This is a genomic window from Nocardia sp. NPDC051030, from assembly GCF_040683015.1.
In the GTDB taxonomy this organism is placed as follows: Bacteria; Actinomycetota; Actinomycetes; order Mycobacteriales; family Mycobacteriaceae; genus Nocardia.
Genome location: NZ_JBFBCD010000001.1, coordinates 531,336 through 556,386, shown reverse-complemented (window position 1 = coordinate 556,386; position 25,051 = coordinate 531,336). Strand labels below are relative to the sequence as shown.

At 66.2% G+C, this 25,051-nt stretch carries 20 protein-coding genes; 7 read left to right on the top strand and 13 right to left on the bottom strand.

The features are described 5' to 3' along the window. Positions 1-36 precede the first annotated feature (36 nt). Positions 37-885: an SDR family oxidoreductase gene (locus AB0N05_RS02490; protein WP_364686565.1), complete on the top strand. Its 849-nt coding sequence runs from the start codon at positions 37-39 to the stop codon at positions 883-885. On the opposite strand, the gene soxR is transcribed toward AB0N05_RS02490, so the two are convergent. Then, positions 860-1,375, bottom strand: a complete 516-nt coding sequence (soxR, locus tag AB0N05_RS02485) for a redox-sensitive transcriptional activator SoxR (protein WP_364686562.1) — start codon at positions 1,373-1,375, stop codon at positions 860-862. The genes AB0N05_RS02490 and soxR overlap by 26 nt on opposite strands. Positions 1,376-1,450: 75 nt before the next feature. On the opposite strand from soxR, the gene AB0N05_RS02480 reads away from it, so the two are divergent. Next, entirely contained in the window at positions 1,451-2,710 is a 1,260-nt protein-coding gene (locus tag AB0N05_RS02480) for an arginine deiminase (RefSeq protein ID WP_364686559.1), read from the top strand. Between the two features lie 6 nt (positions 2,711-2,716). Further along, positions 2,717-3,097: a GntR family transcriptional regulator gene (locus AB0N05_RS02475; RefSeq protein ID WP_364686555.1), complete on the top strand. Its 381-nt coding sequence runs from the start codon at positions 2,717-2,719 to the stop codon at positions 3,095-3,097. A 6-nt stretch (positions 3,098-3,103) separates the two neighbouring features. On the opposite strand, the gene AB0N05_RS02470 is transcribed toward AB0N05_RS02475, so the two are convergent. Next, positions 3,104-4,675, bottom strand: a complete 1,572-nt coding sequence (locus AB0N05_RS02470; protein WP_364687435.1) for a phospholipid carrier-dependent glycosyltransferase — start codon at positions 4,673-4,675, stop codon at positions 3,104-3,106. Between the two features lie 186 nt (positions 4,676-4,861). On the opposite strand from AB0N05_RS02470, the gene rsmI reads away from it, so the two are divergent. Continuing rightward, complete coding sequence (gene rsmI, locus AB0N05_RS02465) at positions 4,862-5,716, top strand: 16S rRNA (cytidine(1402)-2'-O)-methyltransferase (protein ID WP_364686552.1); 855 nt, start codon at positions 4,862-4,864, stop codon at positions 5,714-5,716. A gap of 642 nt (positions 5,717-6,358) precedes the next feature. Here rsmI and AB0N05_RS02460 read toward each other — a convergent pair. From AB0N05_RS02460 to AB0N05_RS02445, 4 genes are all read right to left on the bottom strand, one after another. Next, complete coding sequence (locus tag AB0N05_RS02460; RefSeq protein WP_364686549.1) at positions 6,359-7,834, bottom strand: DUF222 domain-containing protein; 1,476 nt, start codon at positions 7,832-7,834, stop codon at positions 6,359-6,361. 97 nt (positions 7,835-7,931) lie between these two features. Continuing rightward, complete coding sequence (locus AB0N05_RS02455) at positions 7,932-9,641, bottom strand: hypothetical protein (protein WP_364686546.1); 1,710 nt, start codon at positions 9,639-9,641, stop codon at positions 7,932-7,934. After that, entirely contained in the window at positions 9,638-10,930 is a 1,293-nt protein-coding gene (locus AB0N05_RS02450) for a hypothetical protein (protein WP_364686543.1), read from the bottom strand. The genes AB0N05_RS02455 and AB0N05_RS02450 overlap by 4 nt, the downstream gene beginning before the upstream one ends. A 2-nt stretch (positions 10,931-10,932) precedes the next feature. After that, positions 10,933-12,738, bottom strand: a complete 1,806-nt coding sequence (locus AB0N05_RS02445) for a hypothetical protein (protein WP_364686540.1) — start codon at positions 12,736-12,738, stop codon at positions 10,933-10,935. A gap of 181 nt (positions 12,739-12,919) precedes the next feature. Between AB0N05_RS02445 and AB0N05_RS02440 the strand changes: the two genes are divergently transcribed. Beyond that, positions 12,920-13,990: a hypothetical protein gene (locus tag AB0N05_RS02440; RefSeq protein WP_364686537.1), complete on the top strand. Its 1,071-nt coding sequence runs from the start codon at positions 12,920-12,922 to the stop codon at positions 13,988-13,990. 50 nt (positions 13,991-14,040) lie between these two features. Here AB0N05_RS02440 and AB0N05_RS02435 read toward each other — a convergent pair whose 3' ends face one another. From AB0N05_RS02435 to AB0N05_RS02405, 7 genes are all read right to left on the bottom strand, one after another. Further along, entirely contained in the window at positions 14,041-16,185 is a 2,145-nt protein-coding gene (locus AB0N05_RS02435; protein ID WP_364686535.1) for an MMPL family transporter, read from the bottom strand. Beyond that, positions 16,182-17,369 carry a peptide synthetase gene (locus AB0N05_RS02430; RefSeq protein ID WP_364686532.1) on the bottom strand — a complete coding sequence of 396 codons (1,188 nt, stop codon included), beginning with the start codon at positions 17,367-17,369 and terminating at the stop codon, positions 16,182-16,184. The genes AB0N05_RS02435 and AB0N05_RS02430 overlap by 4 nt, the downstream gene beginning before the upstream one ends. 131 nt (positions 17,370-17,500) lie before the next feature. Continuing rightward, positions 17,501-18,544 carry an SDR family NAD(P)-dependent oxidoreductase gene (locus tag AB0N05_RS02425; RefSeq protein ID WP_364686529.1) on the bottom strand — a complete coding sequence of 348 codons (1,044 nt, stop codon included), beginning with the start codon at positions 18,542-18,544 and terminating at the stop codon, positions 17,501-17,503. An 88-nt stretch (positions 18,545-18,632) separates the two neighbouring features. After that, the gene (locus tag AB0N05_RS02420) at positions 18,633-18,902 is read right to left on the bottom strand and encodes a hypothetical protein (protein WP_364686526.1); all 270 of its coding nucleotides are present in this window, start codon (positions 18,900-18,902) and stop codon (positions 18,633-18,635) included. After that, entirely contained in the window at positions 18,899-20,848 is a 1,950-nt protein-coding gene (locus tag AB0N05_RS02415) for an AMP-binding protein (protein WP_364686523.1), read from the bottom strand. The genes AB0N05_RS02420 and AB0N05_RS02415 overlap by 4 nt, the downstream gene beginning before the upstream one ends. Next, complete coding sequence (locus tag AB0N05_RS02410; RefSeq protein WP_364686520.1) at positions 20,845-21,756, bottom strand: hypothetical protein; 912 nt, start codon at positions 21,754-21,756, stop codon at positions 20,845-20,847. Before AB0N05_RS02410 ends, AB0N05_RS02415 begins: the two co-directional genes overlap by 4 nt. Positions 21,757-21,764: 8 nt before the next feature. After that, positions 21,765-22,817, bottom strand: a complete 1,053-nt coding sequence (locus tag AB0N05_RS02405) for a 3-oxoacyl-[acyl-carrier-protein] synthase III C-terminal domain-containing protein (protein ID WP_364686517.1) — start codon at positions 22,815-22,817, stop codon at positions 21,765-21,767. 415 nt (positions 22,818-23,232) lie between these two features. On the opposite strand from AB0N05_RS02405, the gene AB0N05_RS02400 reads away from it, so the two are divergent. Together AB0N05_RS02400 and AB0N05_RS02395 are read left to right on the top strand one after the other, a co-directional pair. Continuing rightward, on the top strand, positions 23,233-24,048 hold the full coding sequence (locus tag AB0N05_RS02400) for a helix-turn-helix domain-containing protein (RefSeq protein ID WP_364686514.1): 816 nt from the start codon (positions 23,233-23,235) through the stop codon (positions 24,046-24,048). Next, complete coding sequence (locus tag AB0N05_RS02395) at positions 24,045-24,824, top strand: helix-turn-helix domain-containing protein (RefSeq protein WP_364686511.1); 780 nt, start codon at positions 24,045-24,047, stop codon at positions 24,822-24,824. The genes AB0N05_RS02400 and AB0N05_RS02395 overlap by 4 nt, the downstream gene beginning before the upstream one ends. The last annotated feature ends 227 nt before the right edge of the window (positions 24,825-25,051 follow it).

The following is a 25,051-nucleotide window of genomic DNA, read 5'->3' as shown; positions in this document are numbered from 1 at the left end:
CGTCTGACAATGCTGTCAATTCGAGGATGGATCGGCGTGGGCGATCGAAGCCTGAACGGCAAGAAAACTTTGATAACCGGGGCGGCCAGCGGCATCGGCCGGGCAACCGCCATGGCAGCAGCGGCCAGGGGGGCGCGACTGGTACTGACCGATGTGAATGCCGACGGCCTGGACGACACCGTCGAATCCGCGCGCGCCGCAGGCGGAGTCGTCGAGTTCGCGCAGGCGCTCGATATCAGCGACTACGACGCCGTCACCGACTTCGCCAAGCAGGTGCACGAGCAGCTCGGCTCGCTCGATGTGGTCATGAATATCGCGGGCGTCTCGGTCTGGGGCACCGTCGAGAATCTCGAGCACCGGCACTGGAAGCAAATGGTGGACGTGAACCTCATGGGTCCCATCCACGTGATCGAGAACTTCGTTCCGCCCATGATCGAGGCCAAGCGCGGCGGGGCGCTGGTGAACGTGTCCTCGGCGGCCGGACTGATGGCCTTCCCGTGGCATGCCGCCTACAGCGCCAGCAAGTTCGGCCTGCGCGGGGTGTCGGAGGTGCTGCGGTTCGATCTGGAGCGGCACGACATCACCGTGCATCTGGTGGTGCCTGGCGCGGTGGACACGCCGCTGGTGCAGACCGTGGGCGTGGTTGGCGTGGATCGCGACGATCCGCGGATTCAGGCCTGGATCAAGCGTTTCCGCAAGCACGCGAAATCCGCGGACGAGGTGGCCGAGTCGATCCTGAAGGGTGTCGAGAAGGGCACCTACCTGATCCACACCCAGTTCGATATTCGCTTCGGCTACTGGTGGGCGCGCAAGTTCGCCTGGCCGTACGAATTCGTCATGCGCCGGGCCAACTCGCTGTTCACGACGTTTCTGCCGAGGCAATAGCGCAGGCTTGCTCCGGCTGGTGGCAGGCCTCGACCGGGTGCACGTCCAGCACGCGCGCGCCGGGGCCCTGATCGCCGAGGTGGTCGTGGGCGTTGACGAGCTTGCAGGTGCCCAGTGACAGACAACCGCAGCCGATGCAGCCGGTCAGGTTGTCGCGCAGGCGAATCAGCTGTTCGATGCGCTCGTCGAGGTCGGCCTGCCAGGCGGTGGACAGGGCCTCCCAGTCGCGGCGAGTGGGGGTGCGGCCGTCGGGCAGGTTGTCCAGGGCGTGCCGGATTTCGGCGAGCGGAATCCCGACACGCTGCGAGATGCGAATGAAGGCCACCCGGCGCAGGGTTTCCCGGGGGTAGCGGCGTTGATTGCCGCTGGTTCGGCGGGCTGTGATCAAGCCCTCACGTTCGTAGAAATGCAAGGCGGACACCGAAACTCCGGCGCGCTGTGCCAGCTGGCCGGGGGTGAGCTCCTTCGCTTGCCAGGTCGCTGTCTGCATACCTGAACGATACTCGAGGTTTTTCCCGCGTGCGAATTGCATGCCATCTTTGCTGCGGGGAACTACCGTCAGGTTATGGGAACCCAGGCTGCGCCCACGGCGCGACCGTTTTCCGTGACCTCGGAGGTCGGCAACCTGCGCACGGTGCTCTTGCACCGGCCCGGTGACGAGCTGCGCCGGCTCACTCCGCGCAATAACGATCAGCTGCTCTTCGACGCCATTCCCTGGGTCGAACGCGCGCAGCAGGAGCACGACATCTTCGCCGATGTGTTGCGCGGGCGCGGGGTCGAAGTGTTGCTGCTCGCCGATCTGCTGACCGAGACCATCAGCGTCAGCGGGGCCGCACGGATTCAGGGCATTTCGGGTGCGGTGGATGCGCGGCGGCTCGGGTACGGGCTCGCCGACGAGCTCGCCGCCCACCTGCGCACGGTGCCCGCGCCGGAGCTGGCGCAGATCCTCATGTCCGGCATGACCTTCGACGAACTGCCCTTCGGCCCGGATGCGTCGTCAACGAGCCCCGCCTCCGCGAGCACCGCGTCACTGGTGCGGCGCATGCATCACGGGCACGACTTCGTCATCGATCCCCTCGCGAATCTGCTGTTCACCCGCGATTCCTCGTTCTGGGTGGGGCCGCGGGTGGCGATCACCTCCCTCGCCTTGCCCGCGCGCATGCGGGAGACCTCGCTGACCGATCTGATCTACGCCTTCCACCCGCGCTTCCTGGGCGTGCGACGGGCCTACGAATCGCATACCGCGCCGATCGAGGGCGGGGATGTGCTGCTGCTCGCGAAGGGCGTGGTCGCGGTCGGGGTGGGGGAGCGGACCACTCCGGCCGGGGCGGAAGCCTTGGCGCGCAGTCTCTTCGAGGACGATCTGGCGCACACCGTGCTGGTGGTGCCGATCGCGCAGACCCGCGCCACCATGCATCTGGACACGGTCTGCACCATGGTCGACACCGATGCGGTGGTGATGTATCCGGCGATTCAGGATTCGCTGTGCGCGTTCACCATTCACAAGGAGGACGACGGCACCGTCAGCATGAACGGCCCGGACCCGTTCCTGCCCGCCGCGGCCGAGGCCATGGGGATCGGCAAATTGCGGGTCATCGACACCGGACTCGACGGAGTTACCGCCGAGCGCGAACAATGGGACGACGGCAACAACACCCTCGCTCTCGCTCCCGGCGTCGTCGTCGCCTACGAACGCAACGAGATGACCAATGCGCGGCTCGTCGACTCCGGCATCGAGGTGCTGCCCATACCCGGTTCCGAACTGGGTTCCGGGCGCGGCGGTCCGCGCTGCCTGTCCTGCCCGTTGTCGCGTGACGAGGTGTGAAAAGCCATGCTGGACATCCCGGTTGACCACCACTCCACGGTTCCCCCGTATGAGCAGCTGCGGCAGGGCATCATCGCCCGGGTCCGCTCCGGTGAGCTGGCCGCCGGGACCAAGATCCCCACGGTGCGCGCCCTCGCCGCCGAACTGAAGCTCGCGCCCAATACGGTGGCGCGGGCCTATCGGGAGCTGGAACAGGACGGCGTACTCGAAACCCGGGGCAGGCTGGGTTCTTTTATCGCCTCCTCCGGCGATCCCACCCGGGATCTGGCCGGGCGGGCCGCCACGGACTACGTGGCGATCATCCGCCGTCTAGGTCTCGATGACGAAGCGGCGCAACGCTATCTACGCGCCGCCCTCGGCGAATCCCATGGGGGTTTGGGGGCGTAGCCCCACCTACTTCCAGCTCGGCAGCCAGAGGTGATCGTGCCAGCTGCCGGGAGTGATCGGCATGGCCGTGAGAATCGGCCACAGCCAGATGAAGTTCGCGATCACCAGCGCGAGATAGACGCAGACCAGGAGTAATCCCAGCCCCTGTCGTTCGCTCGGCGGCGTGAGATGTTGCCAATCCGGGGCCCCGGTCAACTTGCGGCCGCTCGGTGGCGCATGCCCGAGGATATCGCCGAGCACCAGCGCCATGCCCATCACCAGGAACGGCGCGAGCGGTACGGCGTAGAAGAAGTACATTTGCCGATCGAGTTCCAGGAACCAGGGCAGGATGCCCGCGCCGTAGCCGACCAGGACGGCCGCGTACCGCCAGTCCCGGCGGACGATGCTGCGCCACATGGCCCAGGCAAGCATGGGGAAGGCCAGCCACCAGATGGCCGGGGTGCCGATCGCCATGACGGCCTTCACGCATTGGGCTTGGCCGCAGCCGGTGACGCCATTGTCGGCGTAGTAGTAGAGCATCGGCCGCAGGCCCATCGGCCAAGTCCACGGCTTGGATTCCCACGGATGGTGATTGCCCGCCGAATTGGTGAGTTCGCGGTGGAAGGTGAGGACTTCGCCGCCGTAGAACCATAGGGAGCGCAGCGCGTCCGGCACCCAGGAGAAGAAGCCGCCACGGCCGACCCGCACCCCGACCGCGTACCGGTCGTAGCTGGTCTCCCCGGCGAACCAGGCCCAGTAGCTGGCGAGGTAGACGAGTACGGGGATGACCACGAGCGAGTAGACGGTCGGTCCCAGATCGCGGATCGCCACACCCTGCCACGGCCGCTGTACGCGATAGCCCCGGCGGGCGGCCAAGTCGAAGGCCAGGCTCAGCGCCGCGAAGCCGACTATCCAGTACGCGCCGGACCATTTGGTACCGCAGGCGAGGCCGAGCAGCAGGCCCGCGCCGAAACGCCACCAGCGCACGCCGAATCGAGGTCCGTACGGACTGTCGTCGAGGCGGCCCTCGGCATCCACCAGGGCGATGCGCATGCGCATCTCATCGCGGTCCACGACCAGGCAGCCGAAGGCCGCCGTCACGAACAGCGCCTGGAAGATATCGAGCATGCCGAGCCGGGAGGACACGAAGGTGAGGCCGTCGGCGATCAGCAGAATGCCCGCGAACGCGCCGATCAGCGTGGAACGCGACATGCGCCGCACAATACGAATCACCAAGAGCACCAGGATGGTTCCCGACACCGCCGCCGTGAACCGCCACCCCCACCCGGTGTAACCGAAGATCGCCTCGCCGATCGCGATCATCTGCTTGCCGACCGGCGGATGCACCACCAGGCCGTACGCCGGATTGTCCTCGATCCCGCCGCCCTGAAGCACCTGCCAGCCCTGCGGCGCGTAATGCTTCTCGTCGAAGACGGGCGTCTTCGCATCGGTCGGATACCCCAGCATGATGAATCGCGTGAGCGCCGCCACCGCCGTCAAAAACAGCGTGACAACCCACCCCCGTGCCCAATCGGTGGGCCCGAAATCGGGCGAGGGCCGCAATGGCGCCGGGCTGGACAGCGCCACCCCCGCCTCCATTGCTGCGGGTCGCACGTCGGTCACCTGGGTCACGCCGTCGATCGTATGCGGTCGCGCCCGTCAGGTCCCGTCCCGGTAAGCGGCTCGTCGCCCCACCCACGCGCCCCGAGCCGGGTTCGGACGCCCGTATGCTGCGGTGGGGCGAAATTCATCGATGCGAGCATCGTTGCGACGAAACGGAGTGGAATGAGCGAGGAGCCGATCACGGCCGGACGGCTGGTGCTCGCGGCAACCCCCATGGGCGATATCGGTGACGCCTCCCAGCGCCTGCGCGACGCCCTCGCCACCGCCGACATAGTCGCCGCCGAGGACACCCGCCGCACCCGCTCCCTCGCCAAGGCCCTCGAGGTAGAGATCACCGGCCGCGTGGTCAGCTTCTACGACCACGTGGAAACCGCCCGCATCCCCATGCTTCTCAACGAGATCGAGTCCGGCCGCACCGTCCTGCTGGTCACCGACGCAGGCATGCCCTCGGTCAGCGATCCGGGCTACCGCATGGTCGCCGCCTGCGTGGACCGCAACCTCCGCATCACCTGCCTCCCCGGCCCCAGCGCGGTAACCACCGCCCTCGCGCTCTCGGGTCTCCCGGTAGAACGCTTCTGCTTCGACGGCTTCGCCCCCCGCAAGTCCGGCCAACGCAAGGAATGGCTCCGCACCCTGACCTCCGAGCCTCGCGCGGTCGCCTTCTTCGAGGCCCCCCACCGCCTGGCAGACTGCCTGGCCGACGCCGTAGAAATCCTGGGCCCCACCCGCCGAGCCGCGGTCTGCCGGGAACTCACCAAAACCTACGAGGAAGTAATCCGAGGCCCCCTCTCGGAACTCGCCGCCTGGGCCATCGAGGGTGCCCGAGGCGAGATCACCGTGGTCCTCGAAGGCGCACAAAAGGTTTCAGAAGACCCAGCCGACCTGGTCAGCCAGGTCGAAACACTCGCCGCAGGCGGCCTCCGCCTCAAAGACGCCTGCGCAGAAGTCTCCGCCGCCACCGGCGCCTCCCGCCGCGAGCTCTACGACGCGGTGTTGGCCGCTCGCTCCGCCGAGTAGAGACAAAGACGAAAAGACGAGAGATACAAGAACAAAAGACAAAAGACGCCTGGACAAGAAGAGACAAAACAAGAGACACAAGACAAGAACAAAGACCAACGAGCAGCCGTGGAGGCCCCAAATGTCCCCCACCGCTGCGCATCTCGGGGTAGAACACGTTCAGTGGGACATGAGGCTGGTCTAACCGGACAAAACCCCGGCTCATGTCCCCCTCGATGAACAGACCGGGCCGACACGCCGCGACACGCTGATACTAGGCCTTGGCCCGTGACCACCGGCCCCGGCTGGAGTGTCTCGAGTCTTGCTTCTCGAGTCTTTTCTTCTCTTTCTCGTCCAGGCGCTCGTGTCTTTTGTTCTTGTCTCTCTTGTTCTTTGGTTGTTGGTCCCGGAACGGGACCACAACCTTCCAGCCAGGCCGGGACGAGAGGTGACGGCTCCGGGCTGGGGAGCCAACGTCGGGTACGGCAGGCGAGGTTCCCACGCGATATCCGTACTGCCGTGCGCTGGGGACACGAGCGGCCGAGACGCTGGTTTTGACCGGTGCGGTAAATGACAGCGATGGCCGCAGGCCGAGCCGACCCAGCACACACCAACGCCCGTGCCGCCGACAGGAGGTGTCGGCGTCACGGGCGGTGACGTTCCTCAGGCGGTGGTGCGTTGCCCGAGCCATTGGCGGTGGCACAGCGCCGCGCGTTCATTACGCGCACGGATCCGCGATTGCGCCTGGGCGAGCAACTCTTTCGCGTGGTGCCGATGGTTCACTCGGGGCGTACCGGTCGGATCGATATGCGCCGGGGCGATCCACCCCGTACGACCCGGGAACTCCGAGTCCTCGCCCAGCTTCACCGTCTTCCAGCCACCCGGCCCGTCGTTGACCAAGGCATGGCAGTGATCGCACGCGAGGGTGAGATTGTCGATGTCGGTCGCGCCGCCCTCGGCCCACTCGGTGATGTGGTGCACGGCGGTGAGTGTGGCGGGGGCGTTGCAGCCGGGGCGGGTGCACCCGCGCTCGGCGGCGATCAAGGCCAGGCGCTGTGCCGGGTTGGCCAGGCGCTGTCCGCGTCCCAGGTGCAGGGGCATCCCGGTGTGATCGAACAACGCCAGGAACGGCATCGCCCGCTCCGCAAGCTGCAACGCCTGCGGAATCGACACCGTGCCCCCGGACGCCGTGGTGACCACACCCGCGGCCTGCTCCAACTCGGCCACACTCATCGTGAACACCGCCGATACCGGAAGACCGCGATGCGAACCGAGTGCGCTCGGGCCCATCTCGGGACGCAGGAACGCCAGCAGCGCATCGTGATTGCGCTGCGCGGCACTGCGACTATCGCGGGCGGCGGCCTCCTCGACCTGCTCGCGCGTCACCGAATCATCAGCGGTCCACGGGCTTTGCGGGTCGTCGGGGTTGCACATGCCCGGGCGGGCCAGCTTGGCCAGCACCGGATCGAGCAAGGCTCGCAGGGTCGGGGTGATTTCGCCCTTGATCGGGGACATGCCATCGGCGCGCTGGCGCCCGAGCACCAGCCCACGCATCCGCGCGCGATCGGTGTCGTCGGTGAGCGTCCCGTCCGGGTCCAGATGCGCGATGACCCGCTCACCGACCTTCGACACATCATCCGGGGTCGCGGACCGCGCCAACTCGACCAGGATCTGCTCGGCCGCCTCCCGATCCTCGCGCGATACCCCGCGCGGGATCCGGTCGGTGATCTTCCCGATCGCGCGCGCGTGGTCAGCGGAGATCTCCCCGGCGGCTTGGGCTTTCGCCGTGTGCGCCAGCATCGCCTCCAATGCCTGACCACCGACGTCGTGCCAGGTGCCCAGCGCCTTGGCGGCCTTTACCCGCGCCACCGCGTCCGCGTGTGAGAGTCGCAGGGTTTCCTCCAGATATCGCACCGGCGAGCCCGCGCCGACCCGTTGCGGGATCGACCGCTCGCAGGCTTCGACGATCAGGCGGTGCCCGACGGCCGCCAACTGGCGTGTGCTGGTTTCGATCTCGCGCAGCAGCGCGGTGATCCCGGATTCGGGCACGGCGGTGAGGGAGGTTTCGAGCAGGGCGTTCACCGCGGCGGCCAGGTCACTGGCCGCCGGTGTGGTGAATGCTTCGCTGCTCGAACTCATGTGCTAATTCTACCGCGAATGATCAACGCAGAGAAGGGAAAACGCTATCTGAACTGCAGATATTCAGACAATCTCATTGTTCGCATTCCTCCCAGAATCACTTCTGCGGGGTGCAGTCGTAGCGGGCCGGGCCGGTGTTGTTCTGGCTGAACCAGTCTGGACGGAGGATGGCCTGGATGAGGGTGGCTCGGTCGGGGATGGTTACGCAAAGGCTGGGGCCGGAGGGGCCTTGGGGGGAGTATTCGGTGGCGAAAGCCCTGGAGAGGCCGGGGAGCGGGGAAGACAGTGCCTCGCAGGCAGATTGGTCGGCGTCGGCTCGGCCGTAGCATTGGAACCAGTTGACTGCGTAGGTGGTCGAGAGGGCTGGGGAGAGGATGTTGCGGGGGACGGCGGGCCAGTTGATGGAGTCGCCGTGGCTGCCGCCCTCGTAGGTGATGAATTGCAGTGGGGCGGTGCGGGATTTGTCTCGACGCATGATGTCGTAGCGCTCTTTGGTGCCGATCGGCCCGTCGGTGGCATCGATGTAGCCATTGGGCTGGGAGGTGATGCCGTATGCGCCCAAGGCCGGAATGTCGAAGTCGGCGGTCTGGAATTGGATGGGGATCGAGGCGGGCGAGTCGGAGAAGCCGGAGAGGGCGACCACGGAACTCACCTTGGGCAGCGGTTGCCCGTCGATGCCGAAACCCTTGTCCTGCCAATAGGGATAGGAAGTGACGCCGACCGAACCGTAGGACTGGCCCCACAGGTTGACGTGGTCCAGGTCCATGAGGTCGATCCACGGGTTGGTGATGTTGTCGCCCGCCGGGGCGTAGTCGGGATTCTGGCGGACCAGGCGCGGGACGATGCCATTGAGGGCATTGCCGATTTCATTGTTCGGATCGGCGATGGGGGTGATTGGGGCGTTGTTCACCCAGCGAACCACGTCCTGGACATCGCGGCAGCCGCCCGGGGTTTGGCAGTGCGGGACGGCGAGCAGCGGCAGGAACATGTCGAGAATGCTGCCCTCGCCATTGCCGTTTCCGGCCTCTTCGAAGGTGATGCCTACGAAGCCCTTTCGGACCGCCGACTGGGTGTACATGGCGACGTCGATCTGTTTCTCGGTCGCACCGGGAGCCATGACCGTGACCGGGTATTTCGTACCGGACTCGGCCGCGCCTTCGGGGAGCCAGACCTTGGCTATGAGGGGAATGCCTCGGTTGTTGACAATGGTGAATTTGCTGACGGTGCCGAGTTTGAATGTGGTGGGTGTGTTGCCGGGAACGCAGTCGCCGTCGGTGGTTTCGTAGAAGACGCTGCCGTCCGAATTGATACAGGGGTAGCGGAATTTCGCGTCTCGCACATTCGGGTCGGTGTAGTTGTCGTCCAACACCGCATCGTTCACGTCATTGAAGAAGTTGCCGTCGTGATTCCAGTCGGGCAGATAGTCCGGATGGGGTGGGAGGCCCGCGCCGAATGGCTGATTGTGTACCAGTGCGTCCCAGATCTTTTGGGCCACCATGAGTTGGCGCTGCTGGGCATCCGGGCCGATCCAGGTTTGCGGATTCGTCAGATCCTCGAATGGCCGGGCGATCTGGGTCGCATTGACCGCGATTCCGGCTTGGAGCAGGTATTGCAGCATGCCGGGGGCGGTGAGGTCGCGGACGGTTCCGGTCAATAGCTGCCCTACCTCGGTGAACGGATAGGTCGGGTCGGGCGGTTGGGGGTCGGTGTAGGGAACCCCGGCGGCCGGAGTGGACGATCCGACGAGTACTGAAACAGCGAGTGCCGCAACCACACTCAGTGCGATGCGGGCGGATCGACGAATCACTTTGCCTCCAGCCGCGCGGTGACGAAATCGGTGAGGGCCGCACCGACCGGGTCCGTGTCCGAAGTTCCGGCCACCACGTCCTGGTGGGTGTAGCCGGGAATGTAGACGGTGTCGGCGGGCAGCAGGCCGAGCTTCGGGTACAGGTCCATTTGCATGCTGGCTGTGCCGATCACAGTGAGCCTTGGCTGGTTTCGCACTTCCGCTTCGTATTTCAGGAAACCGAAGTCGGCGTCGGGTGCGCGGTCGCCGCCGAAGGCTCCGAGCAGGTCAAGGAAGAAGCGGGTGGTGTAGTACGGGTTCACATAGCCGAGTACGCCACTGACACTTGATAATTGACCTGCGAGGGTGTGCAGATCGACGTTCTCCATGCTGACCTTGAAGAGGGGAAGTTGTGTGCTGTTGAGTCCGGCGATCGGCAGGAGGGTTATTGCTTCGGAGCCGATGGCGGGCATACCCGCGAAGATGGTGGGCAGCACGCCATTACGCATCTGCTGGACCGCCGCGAGGTAGCCTCTGCTCCCGACCAGGCTGGTGACCTTCTGGAACAGCGGATTCGCGCCGAGTCCCAGCCAGTCGGTATTGATCAGACCATCCAGCCCGAAGAATCCGGCACACAGCGAATAGCCCGGCGTGCCCTCGAAATCCCAGGCGGCGAATGCCGCGGTGGCCAGCGCCCCATCGGCATGCCCGCCGCAGAACACTCGCTCGGAACGAAACCGCGCCGACGGCAACTGCCTGGTCAGCACCGTGTACTCGTCGTGCGCCATCTGCCGTAATCCGATGTCGGCCAGGAATGTGCCGGGCCGGAAGCCGTCGAAGCGCTTGCCGTCCACGACCCCGCCGTCGAAGTAGTAGTCGAACGCCTGCGTCGCGTCGCCCGATGCGAGCCCGGTGTTATCGAAGGCGCACCCGCTGCGTTGCGGCAGCGACCACCATTCGCCCCGGGTCCCCTTGGACCGCAGTTGATTCAGGCTGTTCCGGGCGATCTGATCGAGCGAGAACGCGCCCATGAACGCGGCGGGCTGGGCGAGCAGCACGGTATCGGCCCGCTGCGGATCGTCCGGGCCATCGCTGAACCGGTAGCGCAGGTAGTCGATGCTGTCGCAGGCGGCGGGATGCGATCCGACCGAATCGGGAAGCGGATCGTAGAGCCGCACCTGACGAACCTCGATGCCGTCCGACACCGACACTGTCGTTTCGGTATCCGTACCAATCGGATTCGCCGATACCGGCCCCGTCCACCCCGCGAGCAGCGAGCCGACGAGCAAGGGCAAGAGAACTTTTCGCACGCCTACTTCCCGATCGTGCGCTGGATGAAATCGACGGTCTGCCACATGACCGGATCGGGCTTGCCGTCGTTCTGCACCGCGGTGGCATTGATCATGTCGGAGTGGCTGTAGTGCTCGATGAAGCGCGCGTCCGGTTCGATGAAGCCCGGAATCCACCGGAACTTGCCCCACAGCTGCGCACTGACCAGCTGTATCCCCGGCACCCGCGACCGGAAATCCTCGAATCGAATGAACCGGAAGTCGCCGCTGCGGTCGCCGAGCAGCATGAAGATCTCGTCGGTGTATTGCTTGGCCGAGACATACGGCTCGAGATAGCCGAGCCGCCCGGTGCCGCCGAACGCCCGCGCGATTTCCGCTGCGTCGGAATGCTCTTCGAAGGACGCGTTGAGCGGCCCGCCGGTGGAGGTCAGCTGCGGGTATTCGAACGGTTCGTCCATGCGGTTGTAATTGCGCCAGGTGTACAGATGCTGGGTGCTGGTGGGCGTGAATCGCGGCTGCCAGGTGAGGAAGCTGGTCGCCCAGCCGATCAGCGGGACGCCATTGAAGTCGGGGCCGATCGGGAACTTCCGTTCGGCGACCGGGCCGCCATCCAGGGTGCCGAAGTTGGGTGCGGCCAGTGCGAATGGCAGCCCCTGCCCGTCGAAGATGGCTCCCAGGACCGCGGCATTGGTCATGCGGAAGTCACGGAAGCTGGACTGCTGGGTGACCGTATTGACCACATCGCCGCCGAGGAAGACACGGCCGAGCACCTCCCACACGAACGTATGGGGAAACCGCCGCGGAAAGACGCTCTCCGCATCGGGCTCGAATCGTGCCGCCAGACCGAAGATGGCGGCCATGGTTTCGATCTCCGCGAGCGGAGCCAGCACCTGCCCTTGGGGGAACAGGCCATCGAAAATACTGGGCAATGCCATGGTGCGCGGCAGCACCCCCAGGCGCAGCCCCTCGTTCACCACGCTGATCGGCAATTGCCCGATCGGACTGTCCCAGCCCATGCGCAGCGCCTCGGAGAATCCCGGCACATGATCGGGCAGGATGCGCAGCTGTAGCGGCCCATCGAAGCTGACGTATCCGGCCATCTGCCCGCAGCCCGCCTCGTCGGCATTGCCGTGATCCCCGAAATCCCAGGCGGCATAGAGTGCGGTGATCTGCCCGCCGTAGGAATGCCCGCCCACGAACAGGTTTCGCTTCCGTACGGCCGGATCGGGGATCTCGTGCGAGTGGATGAAATGCCAGTCCTCGATCACCCGGCGTAATCCTATGTCGGCCAGCACATTCGAGCGATCTCCGGTGACGCCGAAGCCGTCGAAGCGCCGCCCGTTCAGGGTCGCGTTCTCGAAGTAGTAGCCGAGCGCGACCTGATAATCCTCGGCCGCGACGGCCGCCTCCAGCCCGGTGTGGTCCCAGACCTGATTGTCGCGGCGATCCATCGCCCAGAACTCGGCGGCAATACCGCGGTGGCCCAGCTCCCGAACGATATTGCGCGCCAGCGGATCCATCGAGCACGGCCCCTCGGCCGCACCCGCCTGCGCCGAGAGCACCGCATCGGCGGCGGCCGGATCCTCCGGCCCGCCCGCCCAGCGGAATCGCAGGAAACTCAAGTAATCCGTCTCTGGCGGATGCGGCAGCGACCCGGCGGGCATCGGCGCGTACCAGGTCACCTCGCTGACCACGACCCCGTCATCGGTCTCCAGCACCACCTCGGAGCGAAGCTGCTCCGGTTCGGCGGCAGCGCGCCCGCCCGCGGCGAGCAGACCGCCGGCCACGGCGGACGCGGTCACCAGAAACGAGCGACGGTCGATCCTCATCGATACCCCTAGCCTGCGCAGACATCCGTTCGAGAACTGAATACAACAGAGTCGTTCGTTGCTGCGAAGGCACTCGGCCGAGCCTGGCCGCCACGGTCAAGCTGCTGGCCGATCATGTCGTGGGCGGGCGTGAACGCGGCCGATAGGTTCCGGAGTATCCGCGCGCGTCCCGAGGAGGACCATGGCGTCGAGCTTCCTGCGTTCCGCGATCACCTGCTCCGTGATCCTGCTGGCGACGACCCTCTTCGGCACGGCCGCCCGTGCCGAACCCGCTCTCGAAGACCCGGCGGCGAGCGTCACCCAGATCCCCGTCGGCTTCGGAGTGTTCGCGGAGCGGTTCACTCCGGGCCCGGACGGCGGGCTCTGGTTCACCCTGCCGCCCACGGACATCGCCCGGCTCGATACCGAAACGCTTCGGCTGGAACGATTTCCGGCCGGAGGGCTCCTACCCGGCACCACCGGCATCACCACCGGACCCGATGGGGCGATTTGGTTCAGCACCCTGGTCGGCGGCTATCTCGGTCGGATCGACCCGGCGACCCGGGAGATCACCCGCTATCAGCTGCCGCATCCGCTGGCCGGTGGGCATGAACTCGTGGTCGGTTCCGATGGAGCGCTCTGGTATCCCGAGTTCGTCACCAACCGGGTGGGCCGATTCGACCCGGCGACCGGCGCATCGTCCGAATTCGAACTGCCCTATACCTTTCCGAGCGCGAACCCGATCATGGCCGCCGGTCCCGATGGCGAATTGTGGGTGACCGTGCCCGCGCCGCCCTCCCGGATCGTGAAGATCACCACGCAGGGCCGGGTCACCGAGATGAACGTGCCCGTGCAGAGCGTGCCCTTCGGCCTGGCCGATGGTCCGGACGGGAATATGTGGGCCACTCTCGGCGCGGGCCAGTACGGGCGCGGTCAGCTCATCGCGATCGAGCCGGAGACCATGCGGGTCGTCAAGCGCTTTGAAGTCGACTTGGCCGCAGGGCCTTCCGGCCTCACCACCGGTCCGGACTGTGCGCTGTGGTTCCCGCAGATCGTCTCCGGCACGGTCGGGCGGCTCGATCCCGAAACCGGCGACTTCACCCAGTACCCGATGAACGCGCTCGGCGGCGCGCTGCCGATCACGTTCGGATCCTTTCCCGCGTACATCAATACGGGCCCGGACGGAAACATCTGGGTCACCTCGCACCTGTTCGGCTGGATCGCCCGCATCACCCCGCCGGGCGGTGCGGTTCCCGGCCGCACCTGTCGATGAAAGGCTCTGCTCGATGAAAGGCACCGCCATGGCCGACTTTCCCGGATGGATCAACTACCAGATCGCGCAACTTCTTTCGCTGCCAGGACTGATTCTGGGGACGGGCTCCGCGCCGCCCGGCTGGCGCCCGGTGTCCACCAGTTGGCCGGGCCCATGAGTTTTACCAGCGCCGGAACCAGCAACATGCGGACCAGGGTGGCGTCGATGATCAAGGCGATCACCATGCCCAGGCCCAGGAAACGCATGGGGGTCAGTGGGGACAGCGTGAACGCGCCGGTGATCAGGACGAGAAGGGTTGCGGCGGCGGTGATTACGCGTGCCGTTTGGACGGTGCCGGTGCGGACGGATTCCTCGGTGTCGGCACCGGCGTTGTGCGCCTCCACCATTCGGGAGAGCAGGAAGACCTCGTAGTCGGTGGAGAGGCCGAAGACGACAGCCATGATGAGAACCATCATCCCGGCGGACAGTGGACCGACGCTGATACTGAACACCCCCGCCAGATGACCTTCGTCGAAGATCCAGGTCAGCACGCCGAAAGTCGCTGCGAGACTGAGGAATGCCATGAGCACCGCCTTGAGGGGCAGGACCACGGAGCGGAAGGCCAGGGCCAGCATGAGCAGGGTCGCGGCCACCATGACCACGACCATCAGGGGCAGTTTGCCGAGGATGGTGGTGACACTGTCTGTGGTGGCGGCGCTTTCGCCGCCTACGCGCAGTTCCAGGCCATCCAATCGCAGGTCGCGAATGCGCTGGACGGTGTCCTGGGCATCGGGGGAGCGGTCGGGGGCGGCGAGGGCGGCGTGAATGATCGCCGTATTGTCCCGGGTTTCCAGGTGCAGCGCCTGGCGGACGCCCTGCACCGCGCCGAGCTCGCGCAGGGCGGTGCTGACGGCGGATTGCGGTGGTGCCGAGCCATCGGATTCGCGGAGCAGGATGGTCGCGCCGCTCTTGGCTCCGGGGAAGCGGGCGGACAATTCCTCCACGGCCGTGCGGGTTTCGCTGCCCGCGGGGAGCGCGGTGTGGTCGATATCGCCGAGGCGGACGCCGGTGAGCGGGGCGGCCAGGACTAGCAGGATCGCGCCGACGGCGATGGCGATCGCGCCGGGGTGACGCATGACACCGGTGACCACGCGGCCCCAGAAGCGCTGGGCGCGCATTTCGGCGCGTTCGAAAGCGTCCGCGCGCCAACTCCATTTGCCGATTCGCGGGCCGAGCAGGGTGAGGGCGGCGGGCAGCGCGGTCACCGAGAGCAGGGCGGCCAAGCCGACCGCCGCCATCGCGCCGAAGCCGAGGGAACGCAGCACGGCCTGCGGGAACACCAGGGTGCCCGCGAAGGCGCACATGAGCAGCAGCGCCGAGAACAGGACGGTGCGGCCCGCGGTGTGCAGGGTGCGGGTGATCGCCGCGGCAACCGATTGTCCCGCACCGAGTTCCTCGCGGAATCGACTGACCATGAAAAGCCCGTAGTCGATGGCCAATCCGAGCCCGAGCAGCGAGACCACGTTCATGGCGAAAATGCTGACCTCGGTGAACTCGGCGATGAGGCCGACCGCACCCAGCGCACCGACCACCGCCAGGGTGCCGACCAGCACCGGCAGTGAGGCGGCGACCACGCCGCCGAACACCAGCACCAGCACGAGAGCGGTGAGCGGAATCGAAATCGATTCGGCCACGATCAGGTCATGCCGGGACTGCGTGCTGATGGCGTCGGCGAGGGCGCTGTACCCGGTCAGCTTGGTGTCGACGCCCGGCACCCGCAGGGCGTCCTCCATCTTCGGGAAGGCCGCGATGCGCGCATTGTCGTCACCGGCGGCGAACACCACCGCGACCGCCTGCCGCCCATCGGGAGAACGCAGCAGCGACGATCGCGCACTGTTCCAATAGGTTTCGATCGGCCGATTCAGCAATGCCGGATCGACCTTCTCGAGTGAGGCCTGCACGCGTGGCCCGATATCGGCCAGCGACTGCCCCTCGGGCGCGGCGTAGATCGCGATCACGTCCGGGTTCTGCGGGCCGAGCCGCTCCTTCACCCACGCGTCCACGACAGCGGATTCGCTTCCGGGATCGGTGAATCCGGCCGCACTCACCTTCTGCGCCAGCCCGGTCCCGAACAACCCGCACGCCAAGGCGAACAGCACCGCGGCGATGAGGACGGTCTTGGGCCGCGCGATGACAATCCGCGCCCACGCAGTCATGACTTGGCCGAACCCGTTGGCGTGAGCTCCTTTTCGAGCGTCCGCGCAATGCGATCGAGCAGTGCCTCGAGCCGCTCCGGAATGCCATCGCCACTGCGCGCGGACACGGTCAGCTCGGTGCGCCCGCCGCATTCGGTCATGCCGAACAGCAGCGGCATGGCGACACTGTGCTGCGGCAGTACGCGCACCGCCGTGAAGGTGAATCCGGGCACCGAGAGTTCGTCCAGGTCATACCGGCCCATATGAGACACGGTGGCGGAGGCCAGATTCCGGCCGTACCGCGAACCCAGCCAGTTGAGCGTGCTCAGCAGTCCCCGGCCCACGGCGGGCGGCATCCTGGTGAGCCCGCCATTGTCCATCTGATTGAGTTCGCGACCCTCCGCCAGCCCGGCCTTCTTGAGCTCGTTGAGCTGCTTCCAGTCCATGCCCGGGCGGGCGTCGAGGAACAGCGGCAGCGCGAGATTGCCGGTCGAACGCACCGCCGGATCGTGGCGGCGGATATCGACCGGAATCATGATGCGCGACTTCGGCCCGCCCTCCTCGGCGAGCAGCGCGGCGACCCGCATGAGCGCGCCCGGCCCGGCCGCGTCGATGGTGCGGACCCGCAGCAGATGGCGGTGCTCACCCGGAAGCTGGCGGCCGTGGCCGGTGGCGGCACGGTAGAACGGCAGCATAGGAGTAGGTCGCCCGGGCGCACCGACCTTGCGAACCAGTTCGGCATCCGCGATGGGATCGGGTGCGCCGAGCGGCTCCTCGCCGCGCAGGACGCGCAGCACATCGGTCGCCCACATGACCATGCCCATGCCGTCCATGACGCCGTGGAAGACCCGGAAGATGATGGTGGTCGGGTCACCGGTGAGCAGCAGCACCTCACAGGTGGATTCCGGATGCGGTCCGATCGGGCTGGTGAGCACCGGATCCGCTTCCAGCGCGGCGTATTGCAGCACGTGGGGCACCACCCGCAGGGCGGGCGTCACGCCGGAATCCACCCAGAACTTGCCGTCCCGCACCAGCCGCGCACCCGGATTCGCTTCGGCGGCAATGGCGATCGCGCGCCGCAGGTCCTCCGGGTCCAGCGCGCCGACGCCCTCGTAGGCCATCTGCATGAGGAAGGGCGGGGCCATATCCCGCATCGGGAAGTAGATGAGTTCGGTGGGGGAGATGGGTCGCCGGAAGGTACTCATGCTGTGTCCTTTCGGCGTGAACAGGGGCCCTGCGTGGTGACGCAAGCTGCCGCCTCCGGGCCCTGACTGTTCACGCCTGCCTCTATTGCTGCGCGGTGATCGCTCTTGCTGCGCGGTGATCGGTGGTGCGATCAGCGAATGTTCTTGGTCAATTCGACGACGCCGCCCTGGGTTTCGAGCCAGGCCCGGAACTCGGTGAGGCCCTTGGTCCGGTCCACGACCGCCTTGTAACCGAAATCCCTTGCGGCCGCACCGGTGTCGTAGGTGGCGGTGCGGGTCATGAGCGCCACCACATAGCGGGACAGCGGCGGTGACCAGCGGGTGGCGATGAACGGAATACGCCAGATCGTGTCGAGCACCGCGACGGCGGCATGCACGACGCGCGGATTCGGCTGCCGGGTCGGGCGCTCGTAGCCGAGGCTCTCGGCGACCTCACCGAGGAAGCCCCACACATCGGTCTGCTCGGCATCGGCCACGAAATACGCTTTGCCGCCGATGTTTTCGGAACCGGCCGCCTTGACGCAGGCCTCGACAATATTGTCGACATGGCACAGCGAGGCGTACACCTGCCTGCCGAACGAGAGGTCCGGCAGGGTGCCCGCGGCGGCGCGGCTGAGCAGTCGCACGATCGGGCCGGAGCGGTCGCCCGCACCCCAGATCGCGCGCGGACGCAGCGCGCAGGTGGCGAAGTCCGGCGCGTTCGCCGCGAGCACGGTGCGCTCGGCGGCGGCCTTGGTCTCCGAATAGAGGTTCAGGTAGTGCGCCGGATACGGGATCGACTCGTCGACATTCACCTGATCGCCGCCATCGCGGTCCATCATGGCGCTGGGGCTGGAGATGAAGATGAATTTTCCCGCGCCATTGCGGCGGGCCGAGCGCAGCAGATTCTCGGTGGCCGTGAGGTTCTCGGCCACGAACTGCGCGCGGGTGCCGCGCTCGTCGACGCGGGCGGCACTGTGGAACACCACGTCCACGCCCTTGGTGGCGCGTTCCAGGGAGACCTCATCGGTCAGATCGCCGTGGATCACCTCCACGCGGTCGATCACCTCGGCGAGGTCGCGCAGATTGCTGGTGGGACGGGCCAGGATCGCCACGTCGTAGTCGCCGTCGCGGACCAGGCGGCGCACCAAAGCCCCGCCGAGGAATCCGGACGCGCCGGTTACCAGTGCCTTCACGCTGTTTCCTTTCGGCATGAGCGGGGGCTCTGCGTGGTTACGCAGGCAAGCGTTGGGAGGTGGAGCGACGCCTCCGAGCCCTGACCGTTCATGCCGCCTCCTGAGTCTTCCACCACGTAAGTCCGAAAATCTGGGTGAGCACAGCGGTCTCGACCGGCGAACGACCCGAATCCTTCGCCGTCCGGAGTGCGGCCGGAATCTGCGCGGCATGCACCACGACGCTCAGGAAGACATCGATCCAGAAGACCGCGCGCAGCAGCCGATTCGCCGGAACATTATTCGTCAGCGCGGCAAGGATCCCGGCGGCCACATATAGCCAGCCGAGAATCGGAACCGCCCGCAGCACAGTGACTTTCATCGTTTCGAATCCTCTCCGAGCTGTGCCGCGGCCCAGATCGCCAGCTGCTCGCGGCCGATCTTGGCATTGTGCCGGATGTCCACCGGGAACTTCGGATGGAAGAGGAACCGGGTGACGCCCGCGGTGACCTCGAATTCGGCGGCCCGCTCGCGCAGTTTCGCCGCCAGCGCGGTGGTGTTCGCACCGGCCTCGGCCTCCACACACAGCACGGGCTCCTGCGCGCCCTTCACGCCGACACCGACCAACGCGGTCCGGGCGACACCGGGCAGGGTATTGAAGACCTGCTCCACCTGCACGCTGAACATGGGCCCGCCCGCTGCGTGCACGCGCTGACTCTTGCGCCCGCAGAACCAGATCCGGCCCTCCTCGTCGATCCAGGCCAGGTCGCCGGTGCGATGCCACACCGTCTCGCCGTCATGGATCTTGCCCGCGAGATTGGCCTCCTGCGGCCAGTAGTACCGGGTGCTCACATTCGGCCCCGCGACCACCAGCTCACCGATGCCGCGCGTGGCGACCAGCTCGGCCTCCCGCGCCGCCGCCTGTTCCCAGGTCGGAATCGGATCATCGGTAATGGCGACGAGCCGCGCCCGCACACCCTCGGCGGGCCGCCCGATGCAGGTGCCCTCACCGCGATGCGCTCGCTCGACCAATCCGCCCAGCAGCTCCCGGGATTCGATGGTCGACATGGGCAGCGCCTCGGTCGACCCGTACCCCGCGTGCACCTCGGCATCCTCGGCCAGCACCTCACGCAGCCGCGCGATGCACCAGTCCGGGACCGGCGCGCCACCGGAGTAAATGCTGTGCAGCGTAGGCACTCTCGCGCCGGTCTGCTCCATGTGATGCAGCAGCGGAATCAAAACGGCGGGCGAGGCGAACATGGTCCGCACCCCGAACCGATTGATCGCGTCCACCACATGTGCCGGATCGGTCGACCCGACCTGGCTCGGGATCAGCGGCGGCAACACACACCGCGCCCCCAGCAACATATCCAGGATTCCCACCAGCGGCAGCGTGATCAGCGAGGTGCCGGGCGCAACCCGATTCCGCGCCGCATCAACCTGATCCACCATCGAACTGAGATTTCCGTGCGTCATCTCCACGGCTTTGGCCGGACCCGTGCTACCGGTCGTGTAACCGATCATCAGCACTTCGCTCGCGGGCGCGGGCACCCGTTCCAGCAGCGACGCAGGATCGAGCGGAGCCGATGAGCCGCCGCGCTCGGCATTCGAACGACCCAGGGCGGCAAACAATTTCCCGGGCGCATCGCCCGTCGTGCGCTTCCGGCCCGCCGCGCCGACACCACTCGACAGCGTGGCCAGCAGTTCGTCGAGGCGTGCTGCGACAGCCGCGCCGGATGTGGGGCCGTGGCCGGTTGGTGCACCGGCGCGCTGCTGAAGCGCAGAGCGAAGCTGATCTATTCGCGCGCTTGCCTTTTCGGCCGCAGACGGCTGGACGGCGGCCTCGGGGGCGCCCCAGCTCTGGAGCGTCTCGCCACCCCAGAACCAGCGCGGCCCCACGGTGATCGGGACGCGGACATCGCGGAAGTACTTGCGGAACAGGATGCGGGCGGCGTGCGCCTGCGGGATGCCGATGAAGGCTTCGGCATTGGCGGCGCGCAGGCAGTTGAGCATCTTGCGCAGGCCCATGCCCGGGTCGATGACGACCGGGATCGCACCGATCTTCAACAGCCCCAGCATGATCGCGTACAGGCCGGGGCTGGGCAGCACCAGGACGATGGTGCGGGTGCCGCGGCCGACACCGGAGGCGGACAGGTGCAGCGCGATGGTGTCGGACCACTCGTCCAGCTCACGGTAGGTGAGGTGGCGGTAGTCCGGGAGCCCGGAGGCGGTGCTTCCGTGCGGGAAGATCACCGCCTCCCGGTCCGGGTCGGCGGCCACGACCGCGCGGAAGCGATCGATGGCCTGCCAGTAGGTAGCGGTCGTCACGCCGCGGCTCCGGCCGTCGCGGGGAGCCGGTAGACCACCGCGGCGGCCGAGGGACCGGCACCGGCGGCGACGAACAGCACATGCGAGTACGCGGCGAGCAGATCACTCTGGATCGCGGCGTCGTACGCGAGCGGCAGCGCCGCGGTGTGCGGATCACCCTGCGACAGATCGGGAGCGAAGAGGGAATCGGTGGCAATGCCCAGCTCGCCCGCCAGCCGCGCCCCGAAGCCCGGGGTCGGGGTGGAGGAGATCAGCGCCGTATTCGCCAGATCGAACTCGCCCTCGGCGAGCGCCTTGCGCGCCGCGGTGGTGGCCACGGTCAGCAGACGGTCCTCGAAATCGGCGTCCCGGTCCACGGTCATGAGTTCGCGACCGCGATTGCCCATGGTGGCGGAGTCGACATAGGACTCGACCACCGGCGTGCCCTGACCGGCGACGGTGTGCACCCGTCCGAAGCCCTCGTCCTCATCGGTCAGTTCCAGCAGCAGCGCGGCACCCGAAGTGGCGTACGGGAATTCGCCGTCACCCGCGGACCGCTTCAGGGACGGGTGGGTGTCGCCGGAGACGATGAGCACATGCTCGGTGCTGCCGGTGGCGAGCACCGCCTGTGCCACCTGCACGGCATTGAGCACGCCGGAACCGGCGTTCATGAGATCGAAGGAGAACGACCGCGGGTCCTCCTTGACGTAATCCAGGCCAATGCCCGCGGCCTTCTGGATGAGCGCCGAGACGGCAGGCTCGACGGTGTTGTTGTCGCGGAAGATGCCAGCGTTGATCAGCACACCGACCTGACCCGGCTCGACCCCGCCCTGCTCCATGGCCCGCCTCGCGGCCCGGCCGCTGAGCTCCACAATGCTGAAAGTGTCGGTGTCCCGGCTGATTCCGGTGGATTTGATGCGCACGCCCATGTCGGACCTCAGACCTTCAGCGAAGAGATGGTGGTGGACAGGAAGCCGCCGACGACGCCGGAGGCGGCCGGGATCATCAGCACCTTGGACCCGGTCGGAATGCTCTGCTGACTGAGTTGGTCGTGCAGCACGATGAAGTGCGAAGTGCTGGAGGTGTTTCCGTACTTCTCGATGACATTCAGGTCCGGCGGCATGGGGTGGCCGAATTCGCGCTCGGCAATGGCGTTCATATACGGAATCGCGGCCGCGCCGAACTGGTGATGAATGATGTAGTCGAAGCCCTCGTCCTTGAAGGTCAGGCCCTGCTCCTCCATGAAGTTGCGCTGGGTATCGGTCCAGAGCAGGAACCGCGCCTCGTTGTGCATCTTCCGGTTGTCGGTGTAGAGCGCGACGCCCGCGGTCTTATCGCTGGGCATGCCCAGGCACAGGTGCGAGAATTCGGACGCGGTGGTCAATTCGATGTAGTGAATCCGGTCCGACTCGTCGACCGACTCGTCCAGCACGACGGCCGCACCCGAATCGCCGACCGTCAGGGACGCGAATTGCAGATCATATTTACTGGAAATTTCATTGACGGCGGTTTCCGCAATCGGAGTGATGGCCTCGCCGCTGACCACGATTCCACGCTTCACCGCACCAGAGCGGATCATGCGATCGAGAATGTAGACGCCACTCATCATGCCCGCGCAGGCATTCGAGAGATCGAATGAAATAGTGTCCTCGCGAGCGCCGAGGGTGCGAGCGATGGCACCGGCGAACGATGGCTCCATATACATTTTGGTGCGATCTTTACTGCGCGTGATCGAGCACGAGATGATCACGTCCAGATCCTCGGCCGCATACTGCGACCTGGACAGACAGTCCTGCACGGCCTTCAATGCCAGCGCGAAGGAATCCTCGCCGTTCTCCGGGGTGGTATCGCGGAATCGCCGTTCCTTGACGCCTGTGATGCGTTCGAGATCGAATTCCGGGGTCTCCTGCAATTGGGAGACAAGCTCTTCGGTGGTAACGCGTTTCGACGGCAGATAGGCGCCTATCGACTCGAATCGAGAATGCGACACAGGGACTCCTGAAAGTGCGAAGAATTGCAATCTGAAACGGTGACGATTGATGAGGCTACCGGACGGTAACTAGGCATGCGACCTGGCAGAACGCATTAAATTGTCTGAGACATGCTGCTCCGAACTGGTTTTCGCCGGTGAGAGCCTCGATGCATGAGTCCCCGCTGTGAGGGACTTCACCTCGCCTGGTGGGTGCAGTAGTTGTAACTCTTGGTTATAGAAATAAGATTACGAAACTGTCTGGGCGACAGTCGATTTCGACGTTCGCACACGGTCGGCCCTGTGGCGAAACCCATCCTTGCCGTGTCCACGGGTGTGGCTGTGCACAGTGCGGACGGCCGCCCTGATTGACTGTTCGTAGTCCGTTTCGGTGGACCTTCACCAGAAAGACACAGCTCGGAGGCAGGCGAACCCAGTGATCGGCACGAACGACCTCATCCCGGAGCAGCCGGTGCTCGCCATGTACATGCGGCACCGACGCGAAACCCTGGGACTGACCCAGGAAGATGTGGCACGGCGAATGTTCGTCAGCCTGTCGATGTACCGCAAGCTGGAGAGCGGGGAACGCCCGCTCACAGCGAACCGGCTGGAGGACTGGTGCGCGGCGATGAACGCGCCCGTCTGGTTGCTGGAAAAGATGGTGTCGCTGGCGCTGCCCAAGCTGGCGAGCGTCGCGCGGGGCGTCTGGCCGCCCGCCTTGCGGCAGGAGGACCTCGAGCACCTCGAGTCCTTCCCGTTCCCGGCGTACTTTCACCGATTTCCGGAATTCGAGGTCCTTGCGGCAAATGCGACCGCGCGCGGGGCGTTCACCTGGTTGCTGCCTGCCCCGCCGGATGCCGAGCGGCCGACGAATCTCCTCGAGCAGATGATGACTTCCCCGGAGGCCCAGGAGGTGCTGATCAATTGGGAAACCATCGTCCACCGGCTGCTGTTCGCTGTGCGGGTACTCGCGCCTGGAATCGTCGCGCCGGAACGGCTCGCCCAGATCGTCGAAACCTGTAGCGCGAATCCGGAATTCGAGCGCCTTTGGCAGACCGACATGGATGAGGCTCTGTTCAACGACTCGCTTGTGCTCGCTCGAGACCCTGCGACGGGTGCGCGGATGAGTTTCACCATCCGCACATACAACGTGTATCACCCGGAGAACTGCGCCTATCAGCTGTTCACACTGACACCGCGGGGGAACGACACCCCCAGCGTCGATCCCCATTGGAGCCGGGGAACCGAATGAGCGGCCCGGCCGGACTCATTCGGGAGCAGCCATTGCTCGCGCTGTATTTGAGGTATCGACGGGAAGCCCTGGGCCTGACCCAGGAGGAAGCGGCACGGCGCATGTTCGTCAGCCTGTCGCTGTATCGGAAGTTCGAGACCGGTGAGCGCCCGATGTCACCGAGCCGGCTCGAAGACTGGTGTGCGGCAGTGGATGTGCCGGTCTGGATGTTGCAGAAGATGGTGTCGCTGGCGGTCCCGAAGCTGTCACGGGTTGCGGTCGGTACCTGGCCGCCGACATTGCGGGAGGAAGATCTGGATCATCTCGAGTCTCTCGCGGTCCCGGCCTTCTTCCATCGTTTCCCCGAATACGAGATCCTGGCCGCCAATCAGGCCGCCCGTGAGGCGTTTCCGTGGCTCCTGCCCGCCGAGCCGGGAGCGAAGCGGCCCGTGAACGTCATCGAGCAGATGATGACCGTCGACATCGCTCGCGAGGTTCTCGTCAACTGGGAGGAGATCGTGCACCGGCTGCTGACCATCCTGCGGGTGATGTCACCGGGGATAGTCGCGCCGGAGCGGATTGCCGAGATCGTCGAAACCTGCCGGGTGAATCCGGAATTCGAGCGGTTGTGGACAACCGATATCAGCGAGGCGCAATTCAACAACTCGCTCGTGACGGTTCGGGATCCGGCGACGGGCGGGACGTTCGACGTCACCATGCGCTCCTACAACGCCTGGCACCCGGACAACTGCGACTACCAGCTGTTCATCCTGACGCCGCGCCGCCCGGGCCTCTGATACCCCAGCGAGGCTCGCGCCCGATACCCGGCGAAGGTGCCCCAAATAGTGTGACCGTTTCAGGTTGACCTGCGGCGGAAACGGACTGGATGCTGTTATCCGCGAGGTTCGGCTGTAGCGCGCCGACGGTATCGAGGTGGAGTTCGGCGGGGAATCTCCACCGGGTGCGGTGTACCCGGTACGGGATGCGGCCTCGACCGGCTCCTGCACTCACCGTCGCGTGTGGG